Source organism: Micromonospora haikouensis (assembly GCF_000876225.1).
Taxonomy (GTDB): domain Bacteria; phylum Actinomycetota; class Actinomycetes; order Mycobacteriales; family Micromonosporaceae; genus Micromonospora; species Micromonospora haikouensis.
Window position 1 is genome coordinate 1,847,968 of sequence record NZ_JXSX01000001.1, and the last position, 25,560, is coordinate 1,873,527.

A 25,560-nucleotide genomic window follows, 5' to 3' on the forward strand; every position below is an offset into this window, starting at 1 on the left:
CTAGAGTTCACCTCCCCGGCTCGCCCTCCTGGCCCGGGAAGGGCCGTCCACCGTCGGGGCCGGGGAGGGTTTGGCCGCCGGCGGAGCCCGGGGAGATCCGCCCGCCGGCGGAGCCGGGCAGCCAGCGCAGGGCGGCACGCAGCTCGGCCCGGCCGGTCACGCCGAGCTTGTGGTAGATCCGGTGCAGGTGGTTGTCCACCGTGCGGCTGGACAGGAAGAGCCGCTCGCCGATGGCGCGGCTGGTGACCCCCTCGGCGGCGAGCCGGGCGACCTCCCACTCCCGGTCGGTCAGGGCGGGTTCCCCGAGCCGCAGCGCGGGGGTGTCGACCTGGTCACACAGCCCGAGCAGCTCGCCGAGGCGCTCGTGCGCGGCGACCGCCGCGCCGGAGCGGCCCGCGCGCAGCCGGTGCACCGCCGTCGCGGCCGCCTCGGCGGCCCAGACCCGCAGGTCCAGCGCGGCGAGGCCGTCGGCGACCGCGAGCAGGTCGTCGGCCGGGCCGGCGACGGCGGCCCGGGCGTACCGGGCCAGCAGCGGCGGCAGCGGGCCGTCGACCCGTTCGCTGAGCTCGGCGAGCCGCTGGGCGACCGTCCGCCGGCCGCCGTCGGTGCAGGTCGGCCCCACGGGCGTGGCTGCGGCGTCCAACCGCACCAGGTCGTGCAGGACGAGCAGCTCGTGGCCGATGAGCCCGTCGTCGCGGAGCCGGTCGGCGAGGGCGGCGAGGTGCTTGGTCGCGCCGGCCGGGTCGCCGCCCACGGCGAGCACCGCGCCCCGGGCCTGCTCCAGCCAGGGGTAGAGCACCGCCATCCCGGGGGCGTGGGTGCGGTCCGCCTCGGCCATCGCCTCGGCGGCGTGCGCGGCGTCGCCCCGCAGCGCCGCCGCCTGCGCCCGCTCGGCGTGCGCCAGGCCCGCGTACACCCGGCTGGTGGCGAGCACCGCGCACGCCTCCAGGGCCGTCTTCAGCGCCGTGCCGCTGCTGCCGCGCAGCCGTGCCGCGTACGCCCGGAGGATCGCCAGATAGCCGGTGCCGAGCCGGAAGTCACCCGCCCCGGCCAGGTCGGCGAACTCGTCGGCCACGATGGCGTCGATGCCGGCCAGGTCGCCGGCGAGCGCGAGCCGGGTGCCCCGGGCCAGCTCCAGCGCGAGCTGGAGGTAGGGCATGTCGCCGCGCCAGCGGGCGGCCTCGGCCTGCACCTGCCCGATGGCCGCGCCGCTGCGGGCGAACTGCCCCTGCGCGGCCTGGAGGTGGGCGAGGGTGCAGCGGGCCAGCTCGCGGGCGGCCACGCCGGCGGCCGGGCGGTCCAGCACCGCCTGGGCCAGCCGCACCGCCCGCGCCGTGTCCAGCCGGTGCAGCCGCATGATCGCCTCGAAGGCGTGCACCCGGGCCTGGCCGGCGGCGTCACCCAGCTCCGCGCCGCGCGCCGCGATCTCGTCGACGGTGGACTCCCGGCTGAGCCCCCAGTAGCTGACCATCCCGCGGACGGTCAGCCACCGCACGCACCTCGCCTGCTCCTTCGCGTCCGGCGCGACGGAGTCGAGCATCGCGATCGCCTCCTCCGGCCGGTCGGCGAACATCAGGAGGGTGGCCAGCAGCTCCGCGGCGTCGAAGCCGCCGTCGGCGTCCAGCGCCGCCCGGGCCAGCCGGGTCGCCAGGGGTACGTCGTACCGGGCGAACGCCTGCGCGGCGGCGCCGAGCAGCAGCGCCGGGTCCTGCGCGGTGCCGGAGTCGAGCCGCCAGACGGCCACCCGCAGCAGGTCGTCGCGCCGGCGGGCCCCCACCGCCTCCAGCAGCTCGGCCAGGCGGGCCTGCAGGCGGCGGGTGCGGCTGACGGGGCAGCGGCGGCGCATCATCTCCCCGTAGAGCGGGTGCGCCAGCCGCACGTCGATCCGGCGGTCGTTGTGCTCCACCGCGATCAGCCCGCGCTCCTCGGCGGTCTCCACGTCGGCCGGCTCCACCGCCTGGTCGAGCAGGTGCAGCCCGAGCGGCTCGCCGAAGGCGACCAGCTCCAGCACCGCCCGCACCCCCGGCGTGAGCCGCCCGATGCGGGTGTCGATGAGGTCGGTGAGGCTGGGGGCCAGCGCCGGCCGCCCGGTCCACCGCCAGACGCCGTACGTGCGGGTCAGCTCGTCGGCCGGCGCGGCCATGACCAGCTCGCGCAGCAGCAGCGGGTTGCCGCCGGAGAGCCGCCACAGCCGGTCGGCGGAGCCCGCGTCGACGGGGCCGCCGAGGATGGCGGCGAGCAGCCCGACGGTGTCGGAGCGCCCCAGCGGGGCCAGCTCCACGTGGTCGACCAGGCCGTCGGTCCACAGTGCCCGGATGGGCAGCGGCAGTTGCTCGCCGTCGCGCAGCGTCCCGATCACCGTGGTGTTCTCGGCGCGGGCGACCAGGTGCACCAGCGCGGCCGAGGGCGGGTCGAGCAGGTGCGCGTCGTCGACGGCCAGCACGATGCGACGCCCGGCGGCCTGCTGTTGCAGCTGGCCGACCGCCCAGCGCAGCACGCCGGCGGGGGAGAGCCCCTGCGGCGGCTCGGCGGGAAGCACCTGGACCATGCCGCCGAAGGGCAGGGCAGCGGTGGTGGCGCTGGCCGAGACCGACCAGACGGCGTGCCCGTCGGCGGGGACGGCGGCGAGCGCCTCGCGCAGCAGCCGGCTCTTGCCGACCCCGGCGGAGCCGCTGAGGAAGAGCCCGCGTTCGGCCGCGCCGGTCGCCGCGACCAGCAGGTGGTCGAGCTCGGCGCGGCGGCCGACGAAGTCCCACCGACTCATCCGGGCAGCATATCGACCGTCATCCGTCCGTGCGGGCACCGTCACGCGGAGAAGTTGAGTAACCTGTCGATTACCGGTGAGTATCCGACGGGCGCGGTCGGGCTGTCCCAAAGGCGTAATCTTCCCGCATCCGGGTGCCACCGCCGGATGATCCACGCGGCCGGGTCCCCCGCGGCCGCCCGCACCGGGAGGCCGCTGATGAAGCCGGGCCCTCTCCCCGGGGTCGACGTGCCCGACGAGCCGGGCGGTCCCGCCACCCTGCCGCGCCGCGCCCCGCTGCCCACCCGGCTCGGGGTCACCGAGCCGCCGGCGGGCGAGCCCATCGCCGTGGTCGCCGCCGGCCCGGCCGGCGCCGCGCGCCGGGACGTGCTCGCCGCCCTGCTGGGGCTCGCCCCGGAGCGGCTCGCCGTGCCACCCGGGAGCTGGCTGCTGGTCGACCACGCCCGGGTGTCGACGCGGGCCGCGTACGTGCCGGGCTACCGGCAGCCGCACGCGTACGCGCCGGACGGCTCGGCGGCGGGCCCGGCGCTGGCCCGGCCGCCGCGCCGGGTCGAGCTGACCGTCGCCGAGCCGCTGCTGCGGCGCTTCGCCGTGGTCGACACGCCCGACACCGGGACCCTCGGCCTCGCCGGCGGGCGGCTGCTGCTCGACGCGGTCGGCCGGGCCGGGGCGTTGCTCTTCGTGATCGCCGCCGACCAGGCGTTCACCGCCGCCGAGCGGCACCTGTTGGCCGAGGTCGCCGGCTCGTCGGCAGAGGTCTTCGTCGTCGTCACCCCGGGGCTGTCGGGCTGGGCCGCGCCGCCCGCGCCGGCTGACTCGCCCGAGCCGACCGGGCCGCCCGAGCTGGCTGAGCTGGCCGGGCCGTCCGAGCTGGCCGGGCCGGTGGATCCGGCCGGGGCGGTGGTCGCCGCGCACCGCGCCGCGCTGCTCGCCGCCGTGCCCGGGCTGGCCCGGGCGCGGTGGCACCCGGCCCGCCCGGACGACATCGATGCGCTGCGCCGGGCCATCGTGGGGTGGGCCGCCGACGAGGGGCTGCGCCGGGGCAGCGCCCAGCCGCCGGAGCCGCCCGGCGCGCACGACCGGGTGCCGGTGCTGCCCGGCGCGGAGGCGACCGACTGGGCCGGGCAGCTCGAGCGGCAGGCCCGCTCCTGCGCCCAGCGGATCCGGCAGGACGTCGCCCTGGAGCTGGCCGACACGCACCTGCGGGTGGTGCAGGAGATCGTCTTCGGGGTCGGGTGCGCGGGGCTGCCGCAACTGCTCGACCGGGAGCTAGAGGCGCTCTCCCTGCTCGCCACCGCCCTGTGCGACCGGGCTGTGCGGGGCATCTGCGACGACGCCGCCGAGCGGGTCCTCGGCGGCCCGGTCTCCGACGGCGTACGGCGGCGGATCGTCGAGGCCGTGCGGTTCGGGCTCGACGACCATTCGGCGGGCCGGGGCCTCGACCGGGTGCTGCTGGTCACCAGCACCGCCGCGGTGGCGGAGCTGGCCGGCCTCGGCGCGGCCGACGCGCTGCGCGGCTACCCGGGCGCGGAGCGCGCCGAGGTGCTCCCGCCGGTCGCCGTGGCGCTCTCCGGCCCGTGCTGGCAGCGCTGGCGCGGCCCCGGCAACGACGACCCGGGCGGTGCCCGGGCCTGGGCGCAGCGGGCGCTGCGCGAGGTCGAGCTGGAGCTGACCCGGGAGGTGTCCCGGCGGTTCGAGGCGGTCCGCCTCTCGCTCACCACGGTGCTGGCCGATGCCCTCGACCACGGCATCCTGCTCGCCTGACGGCGGGCCCGCCGCGCGGCGGCGGTGCCCGGCCGGGCCGGCCCGGTGCGCCGGCCCGGCGGCCGATCCGGGCCCGTCCGGCGTTCCGGTTCATCGCTTCCCCGCGACCGGTGGCACGATGGGGGGCATGGCGGCTCCGCAGGTTGCGCCGGTCGAGACCCCGGACACCGAAGAGGTGCCGGTCTCCGACCGGCCATGGGTGACGATCGTGTGGGACGACCCGGTCAACCTGATGTCGTACGTGACCTGGGTCTTCCAGAAGCTGTTCGGCTACAGCCGGGAGAGGGCCGAGAAGCTCATGCTGGACGTGCACCACAAGGGGCGGGCGGTGGTCTCCAGCGGGGCCCGGGAGCGGATGGAGCACGACGCGGCGCAGCTGCACGCGTACGGGCTGTGGGCCACGGTGGAGAGGTCGTGAGCATGTTCCGTCGCCGGGGCGAGCGATACGTCGCCACGCTGGCCGTTGACGAGGTCCGGGTGCTGCGCAAGGTGGCCTCCGAGGTGGTGGGGCTGCTCACCGAGGGCTTCGACCACACCGACCCGGTGGTCGGCCGGCTCTTCCCCGAGGTCTACCCGGACGACTCGGCGGGCACGGCGGAGTTCCGCAAGTACACCGAGGGCGACCTGAAGACCGGCAAGATCGACCAGGCCGGGGCGATCCTCGCCGCGCTGCCCGACTCCGCCGGTGGAGAGGTGCAGCTCGACGCCGAGGCGGCCGAGGCGTGGCTGCGGGCCCTCAACGACGCCCGCCTCGCAATGGGCGTCCGGCTGGAGATCAAGGACGGCACGGACCTGGGCGCGGAGCTGGACGAGGCGGTCGCCGCCGACCCGTCGTCGAGCCGGGTGTTCCAGCTTTCGGTCTACGCCTATCTCGGCTATCTCCAGGAATCCCTGCTCAACGCCATGATCGACTGACCGTGACCCGTGCCACCTCGCTGCGGGCGTCGGCGAGGGGCTAGGCTGGGCGGCGTGCTGAGCATCGACCGGTCGATCATCGACGCGATCGTCGCCCACGCGCGTCGGGACCACCCGGACGAGGCGTGCGGCGTGGTCGCCGGTCCCGCCGGCAGTGACACCCCGACCCGGCACATCCCCATGGAGAACGCCGCCCGCTCCATGACGTTCTACGAGTTCGACTCGATGGAGCACCTGCGGGTGTGGCGGGAGATGGACGACCGTGACGAGGAGCCGGTGGTGATCTACCACTCGCACACCGCCACGGAGGCCTACCCCTCCCGCACCGACATCTCCTTCGCCGGCGAGCCGGGGGCGCACTACCTGCTCGTCTCCACCCGCGAGCCCGACACCGAGGAGATCCGCTCCTTCCGGATCGTCGACGGCGTGGTGACCGAGGAGCCGGTGGAGATCGTGGACGCCGCCGTGGACCCGCACGCCGTCCAGTCCTACATGTTCGGGCAGAGCCCGGCGACGGTCGACTACGAGTGTTCCGACCGCTGACCCAGCGGCCCCGCGACATTCCCTCTCTTCCCGTCACCGTGCAGACCGCACACCCGAACAAGGAGTACGAGACACCATGGCCATCGAGGTTCGCATCCCCACCATCCTGCGTACGTACACCGGCGGCGCGAAGGTCGTCGAGGGCGCCGGCGACACCCTGGGCGACCTGCTGACCGACCTGGACTCCCGGCACGGCGGCCTGCGGGCCCGCCTGGTCACCGACGCCGGCGCGCTGCACCGGTTCGTCAACGTCTACGTCAACGACGAGGACGTCCGCTTCCTCGGCGCGCTCGACGCCAAGCTCAACGACGGCGACAGCGTCACCATCCTGCCGGCCGTGGCCGGCGGCGCGTTCGGCTTCGCGGCGGCGGCGGCGATCGCCTCGCACAGCGCCGCGGCGGCGGTCGTTCCGCCTTCGGTGACCCCGCGCGCCGTCGTCCGCTGAGGCGGCCGGCGATGGCGCGCTACGACAGCCTGCTGGACGCCTGCGGCGGCACGCCCCTGGTGGGGCTGCCGAGGCTGTCGCCGGTGGTGCCCGAGGGGGCACCGCCGGTGCGGCTGTGGGCGAAGCTGGAGGACCGGAACCCGACCGGCAGCATCAAGGACCGGGCGGCCCTGTTCATGGTCCGCCGGGCGGAGTCCGACGGCAGGCTGCGCCCCGGCGACACGATCCTGGAGCCGACCAGCGGCAACACCGGCATCTCCCTGGCCATGGTGGCCAAGCTGCGGGGCTACCGGCTGGTCTGCGTCATGCCGGAGAACGTCTCGACCGAGCGGGTCCAGCTGCTCCGGATGTACGGCGCGGAGATCATCTTCTCGCCGGCCGCCGGCGGCTCGAACCAGGCCGTCGCCACCGCCAAGCAGATCTCCGCCGAGCACCCCGACTGGGTGATGCTCTACCAGTACGGCAACGAGGCGAACGCCCGGGCGCACTTCGAGACCACCGGCCCGGAGCTGCTCCAGGACCTGCCCACGATCACCCACTTCGTGGCGGGGCTGGGCACCACCGGCACGCTCATGGGCACCGGCCGCTACCTGCGGGAGAAGGTCGACGGCATCCAGATCGTCGCCGCCGAGCCGCGCTACGGCGAGCTGGTCTACGGGCTGCGCAACATCGACGAGGGCTACGTCCCGGAGCTCTACGACGCCACGGTGCTGACCCGGCGGTTCTCCGTCGGCACCCGGGACGCCGTGCTGCGCACGCGGCAGCTCGTCGAGGTGGAGGGGATCTTCGCGGGCTTCTCCACCGGGGCGATCCTGCACGCCGCCCTCGCGGTGGCGCACGAGGCGGTCCGCGACGGCCGCCGCGCCGACGTCGCGTTCGTGGTCTGCGACGGCGGCTGGAAATACCTGAGCACCGGCGCGTACGGCGGCACCCTCGCCGACGCCGAGGAGGCCCTGGAAGGGCAGCTCTGGGCGTGACGACGGGCCAGCCGACGGGCCCGACGGGGCGCTGACGGGCGTGTCGACGCTGACGGGCCGTGACCGGGTGACCGGCGCGGCCCGTTCGTCGTCACTGACCCGGAGGCGGGCCGGGGGTGTCACGTTCGTGACAACTTCCAGCAGATGATTCTTGCCCCGGGGTGCGTCAGCGTAGGCTGCGCAGCGTGTCGTACGCGTCGGTAAAGATCATCGACGGAGCGGCGGCCGACGTGACGACTACGGTATGTGACAGCGGGACGACTCCATGAGACTGACCGTCCTCGGCTGTGCCGGGAGCTTTCCCGGACCAGACTCCCCGTGCTCGGCCTACCTGGTCGAGGCCGAGGGTTTCCGGCTGCTGGTCGACTTCGGCTCCGGCGCGCTCTCCACCCTCCAGCGCTACGCCGGGCTGCACGCCCCGGACGCCATCCTCCTCACCCACCTGCACTGCGACCACATGCTCGACGCCGCCTCGTACGTGGTGGTGCGGCGGTACGCCCCGGACGGCCCGTACCCGGCCCTGCCCGTCTACGCCCCCTCCGGCGCACCGGACCGGCTCGCCCTGGCCTACGGCCAGGAGGACAGCACCGTCGAGGACGTCTACCAGTTCTACGGCCTCCAGCCCGGCACCTTCCCGATCGGCCCGTTCACCGTCACCGTCGACCGGATGAACCACCCGATCGAGACGTACGGCGTGCGGCTGGAGCACGACGGCCGGGTGCTCTGCTACTCCTCCGACACCGCGCCCTGCGAGGCGCTGCTGCGGCTGGCCCAGGACGCCGACCTCTTCCTCTGCGAGGCCAGCTATCTCGACGGGGTGGAGAACCCGCCGGACCTGCACCTGACCGGCCGGGAGGCCGGCGAGGCGGCCACCAAGGCCGGCGTGGGGCGGCTGCTGCTGACCCACCTGGTCGCCGCGTGGGGCAGCGAGGCGCTCACCGTCGAGGCGGCCGGCACGGCGTACGACGGGCCGCTGGAAGTGGTCCGCGCGGGCGCCTGCTACGACGTCTGACCCGCCGGGCGGCACCGCCGCCGGGTTGTGCCGTACTGTTCGCCGGGCCGTCAGCGGCCCGTCGCCTGGCGCATCCGTGCCGCCCGCACGGTGAGGCCATGCGGATCGCCATCGTGACCGAGTCGTTTCCCCCGGACGTCAACGGCGTGGCGCACTCCGTCGTGCGCAGCGCCGAGCACCTGCTGCACCGGGGGCACCAGCCGCTGGTCATCGCGCCCGCCCCGCCGGCCGCGCGCCGGGCGGCGGCCGACCGCCAGCCGTACCCCGTGGTGCGTATCCCGAGCGTGCCGCTGCCCCGCTACCGGGGGTTCCGGCTCGGGGTGCCCGGCGGGCGGCTCGCGGAGGCGCTGCTGGCCCACCGGCCGGACGTGGTGCACCTCGCCAGCCCGTTCGTGCTGGGGGCCCGCGCCGCCACCCTGGCCGCCCGGCACGGGCTGCCCACCGTCGCCGTCTACCAGACCGACGTCGCCGCGTACGCCCGCGCGTACCGGGTCGGCTGGGGTGAGGCGGCGGCCTGGCGGCGGCTCCGGGAGATCCACAACGCGGCCGGGCGGACCCTCGCCCCGTCCACCCGGGCCGCCGCCGACCTCATCGCCAACGGCGTCGAGCGGATCTGGCTGTGGCGGCGCGGCGTCGACGCGGAGCGCTTCCGGCCGGACCACCGCTGCCCGGCGCTGCGCCGGTCGCTCGCCCCGGACGGCCGGGTCCTCGTCGGGTACGTCGGCCGGCTGGCCCCGGAGAAGCGGGTGGACCTGCTCGCGGCCACCGCGCGGCTGCCCGGAGTGCGCGTGGTGGTGGCCGGCGACGGCCCGGCCCGCCGGCACCTCGAACGGGCCCTGCCCGGGGTGACCTTCCTCGGCGTGCAGCAGGGCGCGGCGCTGGCCCGCCTCTACGCCAGCCTCGACGTGTTCGTGCACACCGGGCCGCACGAGACCTTCGGCCAGACGATCCAGGAGGCGGCGGCCAGCGGGGTGCCGGTCGTCGCACCCGCCAGCGGCGGCCCGGTGGACCTCGTCCAGCCCGGCGTCACCGGCCTGCTGGTGTCGCCCGGCGACCCGGTGGCGCTGGCCGACGCCGTCGCGGAACTGGCCGCCGACCCCGCCCGTCGGGCCGCGTACGGGGCCGCCGCGCGGGCCCTCGTCGCGCGGCGGAGCTGGTCGGCCGTCGGCGACGAGCTGATCGGCCACTACCGGGCGGTGCGGTCCGCCGGGGAGCCGGCCGGCGTCCTGCCGGCCGCCTGGATGTAAGGAAGGGCCCCTGTTAACGCACTCTGTTGTACAGGGTGCCCTCCTAACCGCTGGGCCGGCGAGCGCGCCGATCCGGCGTGCGCCGACGCGAGCGCGCAGGGCGGGACCCGCGGCGGACCCGTCCGCCGCACCGCATAGGGTGCAGGGATGGCGCGACCTGACGGGCGGCGGCCCGACCAACTCCGACCGGTGACCCTGAGCCGGGGCTGGAGCACCCACCCGGAGGGCTCCGTGCTCGTCGAGTTCGGCGGGACGCGGGTGCTCTGCACCGCCAGCGTCACCGAGGGGGTGCCCCGTTGGCGCAAGGGCTCCGGGCTCGGCTGGGTGACCGCCGAGTACGCGATGCTGCCCCGCGCCACGAACACCCGCTCCGACCGGGAGAGCGTCCGGGGCAAGGTCGGCGGGCGCACCCACGAGATCTCCCGGCTGATCGGCCGCAGCCTGCGGGCCGCCATCGACCTCAAGGCCCTCGGCGAGAACTCCGTCGTCCTCGACTGCGACGTGCTCCAGGCCGACGGCGGCACCCGCACCGCGGCCATCACCGGGGCGTACGTGGCGCTGCACGACGCGGTGACCTGGCTGGCCGCCCGCAAGGCGCTGGCCGGCAGGCCGGAGAAGGTGATGCACCGCTCCGTCGCCGCCGTCAGCGTCGGCGTGATCGCCGGCGAGGCCCGGCTGGACCTCTGCTACGAAGAGGACGTGGCCGCCGAGGTCGACATGAACGTGGTCTGCACCGGGACCGGCGAGTTCGTCGAGGTGCAGGGCACGGGCGAGTCCGGCGTCTTCGCCCGCGACCAGCTCGACGCCCTGCTCGACCTGGCCGTCGCCGGCTGCGCGGAGTTGGCCGAGGCCCAGCGGAAGGCACTGTCATGACGAAGGTTCTGCTCGCCACCCGTAACCGCAAGAAGCTCGTCGAGCTGCAGCGGATCCTCGACGGCGCGCTCGGCGCGCACCGGGTCGCCCTGCTCGGCCTCGACGACGTCGAGGAATACCCGGAGCTGCCCGAGACCGGCCTGACCTTCGGCGAGAACGCGCTGATCAAGGCGCGGGAGGGCTGCCGGCGCACGGGCCTGCCGACCATCGCCGACGACTCCGGCCTCGCCGTGGACGCGCTCAACGGCATGCCGGGGGTGTTCAGCGCCCGCTGGTCCGGCAAGCACGGTGACGACCGGGCCAACCTGGAGCTGGTGCTGGACCAGATCGCCGACCTGCCCGACGAGCACCGGGGCGCGTCCTTCGTCTGCACGGTGGCCCTGGTGCTGCCCGGCGGCAAGGAGCACCTGGTCGACGGCCGCCAGGCCGGTCGGCTGCTGCGCGCGCCGCGCGGCGAGGGCGGCTTCGGGTACGACCCGATCTTCCTCGGCGACGGCCAGGACCGCACCAACGCGGAGCTGACCCCGCAGGAAAAGGACGCGATCAGCCACCGGGGCAAGGCGCTGCGCGAGCTGGCGAAGCTGGTCGCGAAGGTGCTGCCGCCGGCGGCCTGACGGCGGGGCGGGCGGCGGTCGGCCGGGTGGCGACGTGCCTGGTGTGTTGACGGGCTTCGCCGTCATCGGCGCCGTCATCGGCGTCGGCTACCTGGTGGGCCGCCTCGGCGTGCTCGGGCCGGGGGCGTCCACCGTGCTGTCCCGGGTGGCGTTCTTCGTCGCGGCCCCGGCGCTGCTGTTCGACACGGTCGCCCACGCCGACCTGCGCGAGGTCTTCTCGGCCGCCCTGGTCGTCACGGTCGCGGGCACCGCCGTCGTGGCGACGGTGTTCGTGCTGGTCGCGCGGCTGCTGTGGCGGCGTCCGGCGGCGGAGGCCACGATCGGGGCGCTCACGTCGTCGTACGTGAACGCGGCGAACATCGGCATCCCCGTCGCGGTCTACGTCCTCGGCGACGCGTCGTTCATCGCGCCGGTCATCATGTTCCAGCTCGTCGTGATGGCACCGGTCGCCTTCGCCGTGCTGGACACGGCGGTCGGCGGTCGGCGGTCGGTGGCCCGGTCGGTGGTCGCGCCGCTGGCCAATCCGGTCACGGTGGGCTGCGCCCTGGGCCTGGCCGTCAACCTGACCGGCTGGCTGCCGCCGGAGCCCGTGCTGCGGCCGGTGGAGCTGGTGGCGGCGATGGCCGTGCCCGCCGCCCTGCTGTCGTACGGGCTGTCGCTGCACGGCGCGCCCCGGCCCGGCTCCGGGGACACCGGGCGGGACGTGTGGCTGGCCGTCGCGCTGAAGACCCTGGCCCAGCCCGTCGTCGCGTACCTCGTGGCGCGGCACGCGCTGGGGCTGCCGCAGCCGACGGTGCTGGCCTGCACTGTCACGGCCGCGTTGCCGACCGCGCAGAACGTCTTCGTCTACGCGGTCCGCTACGACCGGGGCGTCGTGCTGGCCCGGGACGCGGTGCTGCTGTCCACCGTGGCGGCGGTGCCGGTCCTGATCGGCGTGGCGATCCTCGGGAGCTGAGGCGGCGCGGGGCGGGGGCGGGGCGCTGGGCGGGCGGGATGGGACGGCGGGCCGCCGGGCGGGACGGCGACGCTCAGCCCAGCGGGCCGATCTGCCGCTCGATCGCCGCCCGCAGCTCCGGCCCGGCCACCACGGCGCGGGCGGCCTCCATCAGCGGGGCGAGGAAGACGTCCGGCCCCGGCTCACCGGCGGCCCCGCCGAGCGCCGCGAGGGCCGCCCGCCCGGCCGGGGACGGCGTGAGCGGGGCGCGCAGCTGGAGGCCCCGCACGGCGGCCAGCAGCTCCACGGCGAGCAGGCTCGTCAGGTTGTCCAGCACGGTGCGCAGCTTCTTGGTCGCCGCCCAGCCCATCGACACGTGGTCCTCCTGCATGCCGCTGGTCGGCAGGGAGTCCACCGAGGCGGGCGCGGCGAGCCGGCGGTTCTCCGCGACGATCCCGGCGGCCGTGTACTGGGCGATCATCAGCCCCGAGTTGACCCCGGCGTCGGGGGAGAGGAACGCCGGCAGGTCCCGGTTGCGGGTGACGTCGAGCAGCCGGTCCACCCGCCGTTCGGCGATCGCCCCGACCTCGGCGGCGGCGATGGCCAGGAAGTCGGCGGCGAAGCCGAGCGGCGCGCCGTGGAAGTTGCCGGTCGACTCGACCCGGCCGTCGGGCAGCACCACCGGGTTGTCCACCACGGACACCAGCTCCCGGTCGGCCACCGCCCGCACGAAGTCGAGCGTGTCGCGGGCCGCCCCGGCCACCTGCGGCGCGCAGCGCATCGAGTACGCGTCCTGCACGGCGTGCGCCAGGTCATCGCGGTGCGAGTCCATCACGGCGGAGTCCTGGAGCAGCCGGTGGATGTTCGCGGCCGACACGGACTGGCCGGGGTGCGGCCGGATCGCGTGCAGCTCCGGCAGGAACGGCCGCTCCGAGCCGAGCATCGCCTCGATGGCCAGCGCCGCCGTCACGTCGGCCATGGTGAACAGGTGGGCCGCGTCGCGGATCGCCAGCAGCAGCATGCCGAGCATGCCGTCGGTGCCGTTGATCAGCGCCAGCCCCTCCTTCGCGGCCAGCTCGACCGGGGCCAGCCCGGCCGCGTCCAGGGCCTCGGCGGCGGGCAGCCGCTCGCCGGCCGGGCCGAGCACCCAGCCCTCGCCGAGCAGCACCAGCGCGCAGTGCGCGAGCGGGGCCAGGTCGCCGGACGCGCCGAGCGACCCGTGCTCCGGCACCCACGGGGTGACGTCGGCGTTGAGCAGGTCGACCAGGGCCTCGGCGACGAGCGGGCGGACCCCGGAGCGGCCCAGCGCCAGCGAGCGGACCCGCAGCAGCATCATCGCCCGGACCACCTCGCGCGGCATCGGCGCGCCCACCCCGGCGGCGTGCGAGCGGATCAGCGCGTGCTGCAGCTCGGCCCGCCGATCGGGGGCGACGAACGTGTTGGCCAGGGCCCCGAACCCGGTGGAGACGCCGTACACGGGGCGGCCGGCGGCCTCGATGCCGTCCACGATGGACCGGCTGGTGGCCATCGCCGCCACGGTGGACGGGTCGAGGACGACCTTCGCGGCGCCGCGCGCCACGGCGAGCACGTCGGCGGGGGAGACCCCGGTGGGCTGGACGGTCACGATCGACATTGCGGTACTCCGTTGTGCAGGACCTGGCTGATCAGGGGAACACCGGGCCGGTAGGCCAGGTGCAGGTGGGACGGGGCGTCGAGGACGACCAGGTCGGCCCGCGCGCCGGGCCGCAGCACCCCGACGTCGTCGCGGCGCAGCGCCCGCGCGCCCCCGGCGGTCGCGGCCCACACGGCCTCCGCCGGGGTCATCCGCATCTCGCGTACGGCGAGCGCGACGCAGAACGGCATCGACGAGGTGTACGACGACCCGGGGTTGCAGTCCGTCGCCAGCGCCACGGTCACGCCCGCGTCGAGCAGCCGCCGCGCGTCCGGGTACGGCGACCGGGTGGAGAACTCCGCCCCCGGCAGCAGCGTGGCCACGGTCGTCGAGCCGGCGAGCGCGTCGACGTCGGCGTCGGACAGGTGGGTGCAGTGGTCGACGCTGGCCGCGCCCAACTCGACGCCGAGCTGCACCCCCGGGCCGGGCCCGAGCTGGTTGGCGTGCAGCCGCACCCCCAGCCCGGCGGCCTGCCCGACGGTGAGGATCGCCCGCGCGTGGTCGGCGTCGAACGCGCCCCGCTCGCAGAACACGTCGACCCAGCGGGCGTACGGCGCGGCGGCGGCGAGCATCGGCCCGCAGACCAGGCCCACGTAGTCGTCGGGGCGGCCCGCGTACTCGGCGGGGACGACGTGCGCGCCGAGGAACGTGGTCTCGCCGGTCACCTCGGCGGCGATCCGCAGCGACCGGGCCTCGTCGGCGACGGTGAGGCCGTACCCGCTCTTGGTCTCGATCGTGGTGGTGCCCTGCCGCATCGCCTCGCCGACCAGCCGGCGCACGGTGGCCCGCAGTTGGCCGTCGGAGGCGGCGCGGGTCGCGCCGACCGTGGTGCGGATGCCGCCGCCCGTGTACGGCTCGCCGGCCATCCGGGCGGCGAACTCGGCGGCCCGGTCCCCGGCGAAGACCAGGTGGGCGTGGCTGTCCACGAAGCCCGGCAGGACCGCGCCGCCCTGCGCGTCGATACGGCGGTCGGCGGCGGGCGCGTAGCGCGCCGGCCCGACCCAGGCGACCCGCCCGTCCTCGATCAGCACGGCGGCGTCGCGGCGCAGGCCGAGCGGGCCGCCGTCGCCGGTGCCGGCGACGTTGGTGACCAGCTCGCCGATGTCGTCGACCAGCAGGCTGCCGATCACCGGGTCACCGCCCCGATGGCGGCGCGCAGCTCGGCGGGCACGTCCACGGTGAGGTGCCGCCCGTCGGCGACGACCTGCCGGCCGTCGACGACCACCGAGGCGACGTCGGCGGCGGTCGCCGCGAAGAACGCACCGACGGGCGGCACCCCGGCGGTGCGGGCGCTGTCCAGGCGCACGGTCACCAGGTCGGCGCGGGCCCCGACGGCGAGCCGGCCGGCGTCGGCCCAGCCCAGCGCGGCGTGCCCGGCGGCGGTCGCGGCGGTCAGCAGCTCCGCCGGGGCGAAGTGCCCCCGGCGGCGGGTGCGCAGCCGCTCGTCCAGCTCCACCGCCCGCGCCTCCTCGAACGGGTCGACGACGGCGTGGCTGTCGCTGCCCAGGCTCAGGGCGACGCCCGCGTCGGCGAGCCGCCGCGCCGGCCCGATCCCGTCGGCCAGGTCCCGTTCGGTGGTCGGGCAGAGGCAGACGCCGGTGCCGGCGTCGCCGAGCAGCGTCACGTCGGCGCTGGTGAGGTGGGTGGCGTGCACGGCGGTCGCGGTGGGCGTGAGCACCCCCCGGTCGGCCAGCAGCCGGGTCGGGGTGACCCCGTGCGCGGCCCGGCAGGCGTCGTTCTCGGCCGGCTGCTCGGACAGGTGCACGTGCAGCGGCACCCCCTCGTTGCGGGCGGCGAAGGTGGCGATCTGGTCGGCCGGCACCGCCCGCACCGAGTGCAGCGCCGCCCCGATCCGGGCGTGCGGCGCGGCGGCCAGCCGGTCGTGCCGGTCGGACCACCCATCGACGTCGCCGTCGCCGAAGCGCCGCTGCGGGCCGGCGAGCGGCGCGCCGTCCACGGTGGCGGTCAGGTAGAGCGTGTCGAGCAGGGTGAGCCGGACGCCGGCCTGGGCGGCGGCCTCGACCAGGGCCGCGCCCATCGCGTTCGGGTCGGCGTAGCGGGTGCCGTCGGGGCCGTGGTGCAGGTAGTGGAACTCGCCGACGCAGGTGAACCCGGCGAGGGCCATCTCGGCGTACGCGGCGCGGGCCAGGGCCAGGTAGCTGTCCGGGTCGAGGCGGGCGGCCACCTCGTACATCCGGTCGCGCCAGCTCCAGAAGTCGCCCCGCCCGCCCGGCCCGCCGTCCGCGCCCTGGGTGCGCCCGCGCAGGGCGCGGTGGAACGCGTGCGAGTGGGCGTTGGCCAGGCCGGGCAGGGTCAGCCCGGGCAGCCGTACGGCGTCGGCCAGCACCTCGACCCCGGCGGTGGGCGCGCCGCCGGCCGACAGCGGGGTGACGGCGGTGATCCGGCCGCCGTCGGCCTCGATCAGCACGTCGGCGGTGGGCCCGGGCCGGTCGGGCAGCCACGCGTGTTCGGCGAGCCAGCGGGTGGCGGTCATCGTCGCGGCTCCCCGGTCATCGGCCCGTCAGCTCCGTCAGCACCCGGGCCAGGGCGGTGACCCCGGCGGCGCAGTCGGCGTCGGTGGCCGCCTCGGCGGGGGAGTGCGACACCCCGGTCGGGTTGCGCACGAACAGCATCGCCGTGGGCAGGTGCCCGGCGAGGATGCCCGCGTCGTGGCCCGCCCCGGTGGGCAGCACCGGCGCGTCGAGCAGCGCGGCGAGCCGCCCGCCGAGGTCGCCGTCGAAGCCGACCAGCGGGGTCGCCGACTCCTCGGTCACGGTCACCTCCGTGCCGTCGCGCCCGGCCCGCTCGGCGGCCTTCGCGCGGACCGCCTCGACCAGGCCGGCGACGGTCTCCGGGTCGGCGGCGCGGGCGTCCAGCCAGCCGGTCACCCGCGCCGGGATCGCGTTGGTGGCGTTCGGCTCGACCCGGACCCGGCCCACCGTGGCGTGCGCGCCGCGCAGCCGGGCCTCCTTGTTGGCCGCGAGCACCGTGAACGCGTACGTGAGCATGGGGTCGCGGCGGTCGGCCATCCGGGTCGTACCGGCGTGGTTGCCCTCGCCGTGGAAGTCGAAGCGCCAGCGGCCGTGCGGCCAGATGGCGCTGGCGACCGCGACGGGCGTGCCCTGGTCGACCAGCGCGCGGCCCTGCTCGACGTGCAGCTCCACGAAGCACGACCAGCCGCCGAGCAGGTCGGGGCGGGGGCCCGCCGGCCGGTCGCCCAGCGCCTCGGCCAGGCTCACCCCGTCGGCGTCGCGCAGCCCGGCCGCGCGGTCGGCGTCGAGCGCGCCGGTGAGCAGCCTCGACCCCAGGCAGGGTACGCCGAACCGGGCCCCCTCCTCCTCGGCGAACGCGGCCACCACGAGGGGCCGGGACGGGGTGACGCCCGCGGCGCGCAGCTCGTCCACGGCGAGGAACGCGCTGACGATGCCGAGCGGCCCGTCGTACGCGCCGCCGTGCGGCACCGAGTCGAAGTGGCTGCCGGTCAGCACCGCCCCGGGCGCGGCGGGCTCGCCCCAGCGGGCGAAGAGGTTGCCGTTGCCGTCCACGGTCACCGGCATGCCCCGGCGGTCGGCCTGCGCCCGGAACCAGTCGCGCAGCGCCAGCTCGGGGGTCGTGAACGCGTACCGCAGGTAGCCGCCGCTGCCGGCGTCGCGGCCGATCGGCGCGATCTGGTCCCACAGCTCGCGGAACCGGCGTTCGTTGTCGTTGTGGTTAGGAGGGGGCCCTTCACCTGCGGGATGCGTCAACAAGGGGCCCCTCCTTGCGCCTCGGCCATCGGGACGCGGACGCCGGTGCGGGCGGCGACCTCGCGGGCGGCGTCGTAGCCGGCGTCGACGTGCCGGATGACGCCCATCGCCGGGTCGTTGGTGAGCACCCGCTCGATCTTCTGCCCGGCCAGGGCGGTGCCGTCGGCGACGCAGACCTGGCCGGCGTGGAGGGACCGGCCGATGCCGACCCCGCCGCCGTGGTGGATGGACACCCAGGACGCCCCGCTGGCCGTGTTGACCAGCGCGTTGAGCAGCGGCCAGTCGGCGATCGCGTCGGAGCCGTCGGCCATCGCCTCGGTCTCCCGGTAGGGGCTGGCGACGCTGCCGCAGTCGAGGTGGTCGCGGCCGATCACCACCGGCGCGGACAGCTCGCCGGAGGCGACCATCTCGTTGAACCGCACCCCGGCGCGGTCGCGCTCGCCGTAGCCGAGCCAGCAGATCCGCGCCGGCAGGCCCTGGAACGCGACCCGCTCGCCGGCCAGCCGGATCCACCGGGCCAGCGACTCGTTCTCGGGGAACAGGTCGAGGATCGCCCGGTCGGTGGCGGCGATGTCGGCCGGGTCGCCGGAGAGCGCCGCCCAGCGGAACGGGCCCTTGCCCGCGCAGAACAGCGGCCGGATGTACGCGGGCACGAAGCCTGGGAAGTCGAACGCCCGCTCGTACCCGCCGAGGCGCGCCTCGCCCCGGATCGAGTTGCCGTAGTCGAAGACCTCCGCGCCGGCGTCGAGGAAGCCGACCATCGCCTCGACGTGTTTGGCCATCGACGCCCGCGCCCGGTCGGTGAACTCGGCCGGCTTCGCCTTCGCGTAGTCGGGCGCGTCGGCCAGCTCCACCCCCTCCGGCACGTACGACAGCGGGTCGTGCGCGCTGGTCTGGTCGGTGACGACGTCGATCGCCACGCCCCGGCGCAGCAGCTCGGGGAAGACCGTGGCCGCGTTGCCGACGACGCCGACCGACAGCGCCCGGCGGTCCCGCTTCGCGGCGAGCACCCGGTCGAGAGCGTCGTCGAGGGAGTCGGCGACCTCGTCGAGGTAGCGGTCGCGCACCCGGCGGTCCAGCCGGGACCGGTCGACGTCGACGATCAGGCACGCGCCGCCGTTCATGGTGACCGCGAGGGGCTGCGCCCCGCCCATCCCGCCGCAGCCGGCGGTGAGCGTCAGCGTGCCGGCGAGGGTGCCGCCTCCGTGCTGCTGCCCGTCGCCGCGGGCGCCGGCGAACTTCGCGGCGACGGCCGCGAACGTCTCGTAGGTGCCCTGGAGGATGCCCTGGGTGCCGATGTAGATCCACGAACCGGCCGTCATCTGCCCGTACATGGTCAGGCCGAGGGACTCCAGGCGGCGGAACTCCGGCCAGGTGGCCCAGTCGCCGACCAGGTTGGAGTTGGCCAGGAGCACCCGGGGGGCCCACTCGTGGGTGCGCAGCACCCCGACCGGTCGGCCGGACTGCACCAGCATCGTCTCGTCGTCGCGCAGGTCGGTGAGCGTGCGCACCAGCGCGTGGTACGACGGCCAGTCCCGCGCCGCCCGCCCGGTGCCGCCGTAGACGACCAGGTCGTCGGGGCGCTCGGCCACCTCCGGGTCGAGGTTGTTCATCAGCATCCGCAGGGCGGCCTCCTGCGGCCACCCCCGGGCGGTGAGCGCGGCCCCCCGGGCGGCGCGGACGGGCTGGGGCATCTCGTCTCTCCTCTCAGCCGAGGAACAACTGGCGGCGGGCGGCGGAGGACTCGAACGCCTCCAGCCGGCGTTGGGTCTCGGCGGGGGCGGCGTCGCAGATGGCCGACAGGACCACCATCGCCAGGGTCATCGGTGCGGTGTGCAGGTCGAACACGAGGTCGGTGCCGACGGCGGCCGGGAGCACCACCTCGGCGTGCTCGGTCGCGGGGCTGACCGGTGAGTCGGTGATCGCCACCACCGTCAGCCCGGCGGCCCGCGCCTCGGCCAGCGCGTCGAGGGTCTCCCGGGGGTAGCGGGGCAGCACGAAGGCCAGCAGGGCGGTCGCGCCGGCCGCCGCGGCCTGCTCCAGGCGGTCGGCGAGCAGGCTGCCGCCGTCGTCGAGCACCCGCACGTCGGGGTGCACCTTCGCGGCGAAGAACGCGAAGTACGCCGCCAGCGGCGCGGCGGCCCGTAGCCCGAGCACCGGCAGGGGGCGGCTCGCGGCGAGCAGCTTGCCGACGGCGGCGATCCGGTCGGTGTCGGCGAGCTCGCCGGCCAGCCGCTCCAGGTTGGCCACCTCGGTGCCGACGGCGCGTTGCAGCTCGTTGCCGCCGCCGGAGGGCTCGCCGGCGCCGCCGGTGCCGGTCAGCTCCCGCAGCCGGCGGCGCAGCGCCGGGTAGCCGTCGTGGCCGAGCGCCACGGCGAACCGGGTCACCGACGGCTGGCTGACGCCGGCCAGCTCGGCCACCTCGGCCGCCGACAGGTACGCCGCCGCGGCGGCGTGCTGCACCAGGCTGTGCGCGATGCGCCGCTGCGTCGGGGTGAGCCGGACGCCCTGGAAGAGGTCGAGCACCCGGTCGGCGGACGCCCCGACCGTGCCTCCTTCATTCATGTCTCGACCCTATGCATGAAAACTTTCAGGGGCAACCCCGCGACGGCCTCCCGCGTCGTGCCGCCTCGGTACTATCCGCACGGCGGGTGAACAGAGGAGTGGGGCATGCAGCCGGAAGGTCCGTACAGGTTCACCGAGGCGTCGGGCGTCTGCCAGGTCGGCAGCGCCTGGTGGGCGGTGGACAGTCAGGACCGGCTGCTGACCGTCGCCGTGCTGGAGGGCGCCGCCGCCGCCGACCAGCCCTGGCGGGAGGCGTTCACCAACGCGGCGGACACCCTCGCGCAGACCCCGGGCGGCCCCCGCTACGTCAACGCCGACTTCGCCGCCGCCCGCCCCTGGGTGGCCTATCCGGCCGAGGTGGAGAACGCCGCCGACAAGCTCTTCGGGCTGCTCGGCATGCCGCTGCGCTCGCCCCACCTGGAGCCCGTCGGCGACCCGGCCACCCGGGCGATGCCGGCGACCACCCCGGTCGCCCCGGCCACCCCGACCTCGGGCGTGCCCAGCTCGGCCGTGCCCGCCTCCGGCCAGCCCGCCTCGGGTATCCCCGCCTCGGGCGTCCCGATCTCGGGCCCGCCCGGCTCGGGGATCCCCAGCTCCGGGGTGCCCGTGTCCGGTGCGCCCAGCTCGGGGGCGCCGCCGGTCTGGGCGGCGCACGCCACCGGTTCGCCGGTCGTCGCGACCCCACCGGCGGACCCGCCGGCCGCCCACCCCGGGCCCGCCGACCCCGGGCCGCCGCACGACCCGTTCGCGTCGCCCGCCCGGCGCATCCAGCCGTCCCCGCCGTCCCGCCCGCGCACCGGGCTGCGGCTCGGCGTCGCGGCGCTGGCCCTGGCCGTGCTCGCCGCAGGCGGCGGGCTCGCCGTCTGGGCCGTCACCCGGGGCGCGGACGCGCCGCCGCCGGCCGGCCCCGCCGGGGCGTTCCCGACCGCCACCCCCGCCGCCGGCTTCCGCCCGTGGAGCCAGGCGGCCCCCTACAGCGCGCAGGAACGGGCGCTCGCCACCGCCGCGCCGGGGCTCGTCTTCGTCGAGGCCGTCTTCAACGGATACCTGCGCGACGGGCGGACCGGGGCGCTGCTCAACCCGACGCCCGTCACGTTCCAGCGGCGGTGCAGCGGCCTCGTGGTCGACCCCGCCGGGCACGTGCTCACCAACGGCCAGTGCGTCGCCCCCGACGAGCCGGTCGCCCGGGAGCGGGCCCTCTACACCCTCGGCCGGATCCTCGTCGCCGGGAAGAAGCTCACCTCGGGCGCGCTCGACGGCTGGGTCCGGTCGCGGACGGCCGGCACCCGGTTCACCGGTAAGGAGCCGGACCGCCCCCCGTCGAGCCAGGTCTTCGTGCAGCTCAACCAGGCCACCGGCGGGCTGACCGGCACCCCCGCGATCGCCGGCGAGGTGGTCCGCACCCGCGCCGCCGACGCCGGGGACCTCGCCCTGGTCAAGGTCGCCCGGCCCGACCTGCCCGGCGTCGAGCTGGGCGACGCCGCCGCGCTGACGCCGGGCGGCGTGGTGGTGGTCGCCGGCTACCACACCGTCGACGCCGACTTCCGCGACGCCACCTACACGCTGCGTTCGAAGACCGTGCAGGTCACCGCCACCGACACCGGCCAGGGCACCGTGCCGCTGTTCCGGATCGGCGACGACATCGGCATCTACTCCCACGGCGGCGTCGCCCTCGACCCGGCCGGCCGGGTCGTCGGCGTGCTCACCAACGACCGGTCCGGGGCGGGCGGGGCCAACCGGGCCGTCGTGCCGGTCACCGCCGCCCGGGAACTGCTCGCCGAGGCCGGGGTCGCGCCCACGCTCGGCGACGCCGACCGGCTCTACCGGCGCGGGCTCGACGCGTACTTCACCGGACGGGACGCCACGGCGGTGTCCCAACTGGACGCCGTCGCCCGGGGCGGCAACGGCAACGAGCTGGCCGAGGCGTACCGGCGGAGCGCGGCCGACCGGCAGCAGCTCACGGCGGCGGCACCGGAGCAGTCCAACCTGCCCACGGTGCTCTTCTCGGGGCTCGGCGGCGCACTGCTCGCCGCGCTCGCGATCGGCGTGGTGCTGCTGGCGAGGCGCCGATCGCGCCGCTGAACCGCCGCAGCGCCGGGTGCGCTCCAGGCCCGCCGCGCCGCCGTGCCGGCCGCGCCCCGTGCCGTCGCGCCAGGGCGGTCAGCGGGTCGAGGCGTCCCGGCCCCACGCGCCGCGCGGGTGGCGGCGGGCGCGCAGCGCGGCGGCGAGCGTGACGGCCACGTAGACCACGGCGGCCGGCGCGAGCCAGGGGCGGGGCAGCACCACGTCGCGCAGCCAGGACGACGGGACCGACGGCCGGATCCCGGCATGCGAGGCGCGCAGCATGGCGTTGCCGGCCCGCACCCGGGCCAGCGTGCGGACCAGGTCCCGCAGCGTCCGGGGGGTCTGCACGAGCGACGCCACCGCCGACACCTCGCGCTTCTCGGCCGAGGCGAACCGGGAGTCCAGGAAGAGGTCGTCGGCGATCTCCGCCGGGAACCGGTCGAAGCGCTCCCGTCCCGCCGCCGACACGCCCAGCACACCCCGGCCGAACAGCGCGTCCGCGAAGATCGGCAACCGGGTGTTGATCGCGTAGTAGGCGCGCACCAGCAGCGGCCGGCCGGTGGTGACCATCTCCCGGCGGGGCGTCACGGCCAGCGGCGGGTCCACCGGGGCGGTCAGCGCGGCGGCCATCGCCCGCAGCGCGCCGGGGCCGAGGACCACGTCGGCGTCCAGATAGAACCGGGGGAAGCCGCGCACCACCGCGTCCCCGGCGTTCAGCGCGCCCGCCTTGCCCGCCTCGGCCAGCTCCACCACCCGTACGCCGGGCCGCGCGGCGGCCACCCGCGCCGTGTCGTCGGTGCAGCCGTTGGCCACCACGACGACGTCCAGCTCGACGCCGGCGTCGGTGCCCGCGTCGGCGAGCAGCGCGTCCAGGCAGCCGCCGATGACGTTCGCCTCGTCGTGGGCGGCGATCACCACACCGATCGGGCCGGGGCGGGGTGGGGGGCTCGACACGGCTGACCAGCTTGCCGGACGGGACACCGCGCCGCAAGGCGGGGTCGCGTCGCCCGCGCGCCCCGCCGGACGGCCGTGGGGTCAGCGGGCGGGGCCCCCGCGTTGGTATCGTCCTGGTGTTTTGCTCCTTACCGACGGTTGGACAAGGTGGACAGTCCCGCGCCGCTCACCGCCCCCGGCACCCGGCTTCGGGGCGGCGCGCCGGAGCGGCTCGACCGGGCCGCCGGTCACCTCGCCACCGCCGCGCTGGCGCTGATCGCGGTCAAGCCCCTGCTCGACATCGGCGAGCGGGACGCGGGCGGCGGCGTCGACCTGGGCGTCCTACTCAGCGCCGTCGGGGCGGGCTGCATGCTGGCGGCCCTCGCGGCGGCGGTGCTCGCGGCCCGCCGGCTGCCGCCGCGCCCCGTGCAGGCGATGCTGCTCGCCCTCGCCCTGCTGCTGGTCGTCTCCGGGTTCAGCTACCTGGCGGCCGGACCGCGCGCCGACCTGCTGGCCCTGTTCGACATCCGCCGCTATCCCATCTACGGCCCGCGGCTCGACCCCGCCACGGCGATCCCCGCCGAGGCGGTGCGCCTGCTGGTCAGCTTCGCCCCCGTGGCGCTGATCGGGATGGCGCTGATGCGCCCGGCCCGGTTCCCCGTCCGCCGCCTGGCCGTGGTGGCGGCCGTCGTGCTGGCCGGCGCGGTCGTCCACTGCGCGCTGGCCTGGCTCCAGGTCGCCGGCGTCGTGCCCTACTCGTTCTACTTCGAGCTGCCGGGCCAGAAGATCGGCCGGGCGTCGGGGGGCTACTACCACCCGATGTCGCTCGGCCGGCTGCTGATGTTCTCGGTCTTCCTCTGCTATGTGCTCGGCGACCGGCTGGGGCTGCCCGGCGGCCGGCTGCGCCTGACCCCGCTGCGCCGGTACGCGCTGGTCGGCCTCTTCGTGGCCACCGGCGCGGTGTCGCTGCACCGGCTCACCATCGGCTGCCTGCTGGTGATCGTGGCCGCCTTCGAGGCGCGGCGGCTGGGGGCCCTGCGGGCCACGCTGCGCACCCGCGTCGGCCGGCGGCGGGTCGTGGCCGTGGCCGCCGGCCTGGTCGCGGCCGGCGGGGTCGCCGTCGCGCTCGCGGGCGACGCCGTCCGGGAACGGGCCGGGGTGGCGCTGACCGAGGTCGGCTCGCTGGACGTGCGCTCCGACACGTTCATGCACGGCCGGGGTGCCATCTGGAACGACGTCGCCCGCGTCCTGCACCGGTCCACGCCGGACGTCTGGCTCTTCGGGTTCGGCTACGAGCCGTGGGACATGCACAACGACCTGCTGCGCGTCCTCGTCGTCTGGGGCGTCGTCGGCCTCGTCGCGGTCGTCGGGATCGTCGCCGGCCTCTACGTCGTCGTCCGGCGGTGGTGCGTCGATCCGGCGCAGCGCTGGGCGCTCGGCGTGCTGTACGCGGTCTTCGTGCTCTTCGGGCTCACGCAGAAGCCGATGGCGTACCCGTACTTCATGTGGCTGTTCCTCTTCGGGCAGCTGGTGATCCTGTCGCTGGGCGGCGCGACGGGCACGTCGTCCGGCGACGCCACGGTCACGGCCGATGTCGAACGGGGGGAGGAGGGGCGGCTCGATGAGGCATCCACTGCCGGCGTCCGTCCAGGGTGAGCACGACGCGGACGGGGCACCGCACGCGGGGGACGACGCGGCCGTGGTGCCGACGTTCTCGGTCTGCATCGTGGTCCGCGACCGCGCCGAACTGCTGGTCGACGCCGTGCGCAGCGTGCTAGCCAACCATCACCGCGACTTCGAGCTGGTCGTCGTCGACGACGGCTCGGCCGTCCCGGTCACCCGGGTCCTGGCGGAGGCGGGCGTGTCCGCCGACCGGCGGGTCCGGGTGCTCAGCCTGCCGCCGAGCGGCATCGCCCGGGCCCGCAACGTCGCCCTGCGCGCCGCGACCGGCCGGTACATCACGGTGCTGGACTCCGACGACGAGCTCTCCGCCGACGCGCTGGGCCGGCTGCACGACCTGCTCACCGCCACCGGCGGCGGCTGGGTCTACGTCGACTACCACGAGGTGCGCGGCGACGCCTCCCGGCGCATCCGGCTGCCCGAGTACGCCTCGGCGCGCACCATGCTGCTGGGCGTGCTGACCCGCCCCCGGCTGCCGTTCAAGCACTCCGGCACCACCATCGACCGGCGGGTGCTGGAGCACATCGGCGGGTACGACGAGAGCTTCCGGCTCTTCGAGGACGTGGAGCTGATGCTGCGGGCGCTGCGCGCCGGCGTGCACCCCCGGCACCTGCCCCACCCGGTGGTCCGGTTCCGCCGGCACGACGGCAACATCACCCGGGGCCGCCTCGGCGGGCTGGTCTTCTGGTTCCGGCTGGTCGACATGTACCGCCCGTCGCGGGCACCCGGCGTGGCGCTGGGCATCAAGGCGCTGCGCACCCTCAGCGAGACGGGCAAGTGGCTTGTCAGCCTCGGCCGTTGACTCGGGGCGC

The 25,560-nt window shown here is 76.3% G+C and carries 22 protein-coding genes; 14 read left to right on the plus strand and 8 right to left on the minus strand.

What is annotated here, in order from left to right; all coding sequences use genetic code 11:
- Positions 1 to 7 precede the first annotated feature (7 nt).
- Positions 8 to 2,764 (minus strand): LuxR C-terminal-related transcriptional regulator, encoded by a 2,757-nt coding sequence (locus TK50_RS35395; protein WP_082106215.1) that lies wholly within the window; start codon positions 2,762 to 2,764, stop codon positions 8 to 10.
- 198 nt (positions 2,765 to 2,962) lie between these two features.
- Here TK50_RS35395 and TK50_RS08140 point away from each other — a divergent pair, with 198 nt between their 5' ends.
- From TK50_RS08140 to TK50_RS08190, 11 genes are all read left to right on the plus strand, one after another.
- Positions 2,963 to 4,528 (plus strand): hypothetical protein, encoded by a 1,566-nt coding sequence (locus TK50_RS08140; protein WP_043964094.1) that lies wholly within the window; start codon positions 2,963 to 2,965, stop codon positions 4,526 to 4,528.
- 127 nt (positions 4,529 to 4,655) lie between these two features.
- Positions 4,656 to 4,946, plus strand: coding sequence for an ATP-dependent Clp protease adapter ClpS (clpS, locus tag TK50_RS08145; protein WP_043962170.1), 291 nt, complete (start codon positions 4,656 to 4,658; stop codon positions 4,944 to 4,946).
- Between the two features lie 2 nt (positions 4,947 to 4,948).
- Positions 4,949 to 5,443, plus strand: a complete 495-nt coding sequence (locus tag TK50_RS08150; protein WP_198956472.1) for a DUF2017 domain-containing protein — start codon at positions 4,949 to 4,951, stop codon at positions 5,441 to 5,443.
- A 54-nt stretch (positions 5,444 to 5,497) separates the two neighbouring features.
- Positions 5,498 to 5,986, plus strand: coding sequence for a M67 family metallopeptidase (locus TK50_RS08155; protein ID WP_043962172.1), 489 nt, complete (start codon positions 5,498 to 5,500; stop codon positions 5,984 to 5,986).
- Between the two features lie 76 nt (positions 5,987 to 6,062).
- Positions 6,063 to 6,431, plus strand: a complete 369-nt coding sequence (locus tag TK50_RS08160) for a MoaD family protein (RefSeq protein WP_043962173.1) — start codon at positions 6,063 to 6,065, stop codon at positions 6,429 to 6,431.
- Between the two features lie 11 nt (positions 6,432 to 6,442).
- Entirely contained in the window at positions 6,443 to 7,408 is a 966-nt protein-coding gene (locus TK50_RS08165; protein WP_043962174.1) for a PLP-dependent cysteine synthase family protein, read from the plus strand.
- Between the two features lie 265 nt (positions 7,409 to 7,673).
- Positions 7,674 to 8,420 carry an MBL fold metallo-hydrolase gene (locus TK50_RS08170; protein ID WP_043962176.1) on the plus strand — a complete coding sequence of 249 codons (747 nt, stop codon included), beginning with the start codon at positions 7,674 to 7,676 and terminating at the stop codon, positions 8,418 to 8,420.
- 98 nt (positions 8,421 to 8,518) lie between these two features.
- Positions 8,519 to 9,667 (plus strand): glycosyltransferase family 4 protein, encoded by a 1,149-nt coding sequence (locus tag TK50_RS08175; protein ID WP_043962177.1) that lies wholly within the window; start codon positions 8,519 to 8,521, stop codon positions 9,665 to 9,667.
- Positions 9,668 to 9,814: 147 nt separating this feature from the next.
- Complete coding sequence (rph, locus tag TK50_RS08180; protein WP_043962178.1) at positions 9,815 to 10,540, plus strand: ribonuclease PH; 726 nt, start codon at positions 9,815 to 9,817, stop codon at positions 10,538 to 10,540.
- The gene (rdgB, locus tag TK50_RS08185) at positions 10,537 to 11,154 is read left to right on the plus strand and encodes an RdgB/HAM1 family non-canonical purine NTP pyrophosphatase (RefSeq protein ID WP_043962179.1); all 618 of its coding nucleotides are present in this window, start codon (positions 10,537 to 10,539) and stop codon (positions 11,152 to 11,154) included. Before rph ends, rdgB begins: the two co-directional genes overlap by 4 nt.
- A 34-nt stretch (positions 11,155 to 11,188) precedes the next feature.
- Positions 11,189 to 12,109 (plus strand): AEC family transporter, encoded by a 921-nt coding sequence (locus TK50_RS08190; protein ID WP_043962180.1) that lies wholly within the window; start codon positions 11,189 to 11,191, stop codon positions 12,107 to 12,109.
- Between the two features lie 73 nt (positions 12,110 to 12,182).
- Here TK50_RS08190 and hutH read toward each other — a convergent pair whose 3' ends face one another.
- The 6 genes from hutH to TK50_RS08220 are packed head-to-tail and all read right to left on the minus strand — an operon-like array spanning position 12,183 to position 20,071.
- Positions 12,183 to 13,721, minus strand: a complete 1,539-nt coding sequence (gene hutH, locus TK50_RS08195) for a histidine ammonia-lyase (protein ID WP_043962181.1) — start codon at positions 13,719 to 13,721, stop codon at positions 12,183 to 12,185.
- The gene (gene hutI, locus TK50_RS08200; RefSeq protein WP_043964096.1) at positions 13,709 to 14,887 is read right to left on the minus strand and encodes an imidazolonepropionase; all 1,179 of its coding nucleotides are present in this window, start codon (positions 14,885 to 14,887) and stop codon (positions 13,709 to 13,711) included. Before hutI ends, hutH begins: the two co-directional genes overlap by 13 nt.
- The gene (locus tag TK50_RS08205; RefSeq protein ID WP_043962182.1) at positions 14,887 to 16,254 is read right to left on the minus strand and encodes a formimidoylglutamate deiminase; all 1,368 of its coding nucleotides are present in this window, start codon (positions 16,252 to 16,254) and stop codon (positions 14,887 to 14,889) included. Before TK50_RS08205 ends, hutI begins: the two co-directional genes overlap by 1 nt.
- A gap of 16 nt (positions 16,255 to 16,270) precedes the next feature.
- Positions 16,271 to 17,509, minus strand: coding sequence for an allantoate amidohydrolase (locus tag TK50_RS08210; RefSeq protein ID WP_043962183.1), 1,239 nt, complete (start codon positions 17,507 to 17,509; stop codon positions 16,271 to 16,273).
- Positions 17,503 to 19,200, minus strand: a complete 1,698-nt coding sequence (gene hutU / locus TK50_RS08215; protein ID WP_043962184.1) for a urocanate hydratase — start codon at positions 19,198 to 19,200, stop codon at positions 17,503 to 17,505. Before hutU ends, TK50_RS08210 begins: the two co-directional genes overlap by 7 nt.
- Positions 19,201 to 19,213: 13 nt before the next feature.
- Positions 19,214 to 20,071 (minus strand): MurR/RpiR family transcriptional regulator, encoded by an 858-nt coding sequence (locus TK50_RS08220; RefSeq protein WP_043962185.1) that lies wholly within the window; start codon positions 20,069 to 20,071, stop codon positions 19,214 to 19,216.
- Positions 20,072 to 20,176: 105 nt separating this feature from the next.
- Here TK50_RS08220 and TK50_RS32065 point away from each other — a divergent pair, with 105 nt between their 5' ends.
- Positions 20,177 to 22,153: a trypsin-like peptidase domain-containing protein gene (locus TK50_RS32065; protein ID WP_052503661.1), complete on the plus strand. Its 1,977-nt coding sequence runs from the start codon at positions 20,177 to 20,179 to the stop codon at positions 22,151 to 22,153.
- A gap of 78 nt (positions 22,154 to 22,231) precedes the next feature.
- On the opposite strand, the gene TK50_RS08230 is transcribed toward TK50_RS32065, so the two are convergent.
- Complete coding sequence (locus TK50_RS08230; protein WP_043962186.1) at positions 22,232 to 23,089, minus strand: glycosyltransferase; 858 nt, start codon at positions 23,087 to 23,089, stop codon at positions 22,232 to 22,234.
- A gap of 147 nt (positions 23,090 to 23,236) precedes the next feature.
- Here TK50_RS08230 and TK50_RS08235 point away from each other — a divergent pair, with 147 nt between their 5' ends.
- Positions 23,237 to 24,724 carry a hypothetical protein gene (locus tag TK50_RS08235; protein ID WP_144420192.1) on the plus strand — a complete coding sequence of 496 codons (1,488 nt, stop codon included), beginning with the start codon at positions 23,237 to 23,239 and terminating at the stop codon, positions 24,722 to 24,724.
- Positions 24,690 to 25,550, plus strand: coding sequence for a glycosyltransferase family 2 protein (locus TK50_RS32070; protein WP_052503662.1), 861 nt, complete (start codon positions 24,690 to 24,692; stop codon positions 25,548 to 25,550). Before TK50_RS08235 ends, TK50_RS32070 begins: the two co-directional genes overlap by 35 nt.
- Positions 25,551 to 25,560: the final 10 nt, after the last annotated feature.

What these genes read in the sequence shown, in the direction of transcription:
- TK50_RS35395 (WP_082106215.1), bottom strand. Translation starts at nt 2,764, where the DNA reads ATGAGTCGGTGGGACTTCGTCGGCCGCCGCGCCGAGCTCGACCACCTG.
- clpS (WP_043962170.1), top strand. Translation starts at nt 4,656, where the DNA reads ATGGCGGCTCCGCAGGTTGCGCCGGTCGAGACCCCGGACACCGAAGAG.
- TK50_RS08205 (WP_043962182.1), bottom strand. Translation starts at nt 16,254, where the DNA reads ATGACCGCCACCCGCTGGCTCGCCGAACACGCGTGGCTGCCCGACCGG.
- rph (WP_043962178.1), top strand. Translation starts at nt 9,815, where the DNA reads ATGGCGCGACCTGACGGGCGGCGGCCCGACCAACTCCGACCGGTGACC.
- hutU (WP_043962184.1), bottom strand. Translation starts at nt 19,200, where the DNA reads ATGCCCCAGCCCGTCCGCGCCGCCCGGGGGGCCGCGCTCACCGCCCGG.
- hutH (WP_043962181.1), bottom strand. Translation starts at nt 13,721, where the DNA reads ATGTCGATCGTGACCGTCCAGCCCACCGGGGTCTCCCCCGCCGACGTG.
- TK50_RS08220 (WP_043962185.1), bottom strand. Translation starts at nt 20,071, where the DNA reads ATGAATGAAGGAGGCACGGTCGGGGCGTCCGCCGACCGGGTGCTCGAC.
- TK50_RS08150 (WP_198956472.1), top strand. Translation starts at nt 4,949, where the DNA reads ATGTTCCGTCGCCGGGGCGAGCGATACGTCGCCACGCTGGCCGTTGAC.
- TK50_RS08170 (WP_043962176.1), top strand. Translation starts at nt 7,674, where the DNA reads ATGAGACTGACCGTCCTCGGCTGTGCCGGGAGCTTTCCCGGACCAGAC.
- TK50_RS32070 (WP_052503662.1), top strand. Translation starts at nt 24,690, where the DNA reads ATGAGGCATCCACTGCCGGCGTCCGTCCAGGGTGAGCACGACGCGGAC.
- TK50_RS08160 (WP_043962173.1), top strand. Translation starts at nt 6,063, where the DNA reads ATGGCCATCGAGGTTCGCATCCCCACCATCCTGCGTACGTACACCGGC.
- TK50_RS32065 (WP_052503661.1), top strand. Translation starts at nt 20,177, where the DNA reads ATGCAGCCGGAAGGTCCGTACAGGTTCACCGAGGCGTCGGGCGTCTGC.
- TK50_RS08165 (WP_043962174.1), top strand. Translation starts at nt 6,443, where the DNA reads ATGGCGCGCTACGACAGCCTGCTGGACGCCTGCGGCGGCACGCCCCTG.
- TK50_RS08175 (WP_043962177.1), top strand. Translation starts at nt 8,519, where the DNA reads ATGCGGATCGCCATCGTGACCGAGTCGTTTCCCCCGGACGTCAACGGC.
- rdgB (WP_043962179.1), top strand. Translation starts at nt 10,537, where the DNA reads ATGACGAAGGTTCTGCTCGCCACCCGTAACCGCAAGAAGCTCGTCGAG.
- TK50_RS08140 (WP_043964094.1), top strand. Translation starts at nt 2,963, where the DNA reads ATGAAGCCGGGCCCTCTCCCCGGGGTCGACGTGCCCGACGAGCCGGGC.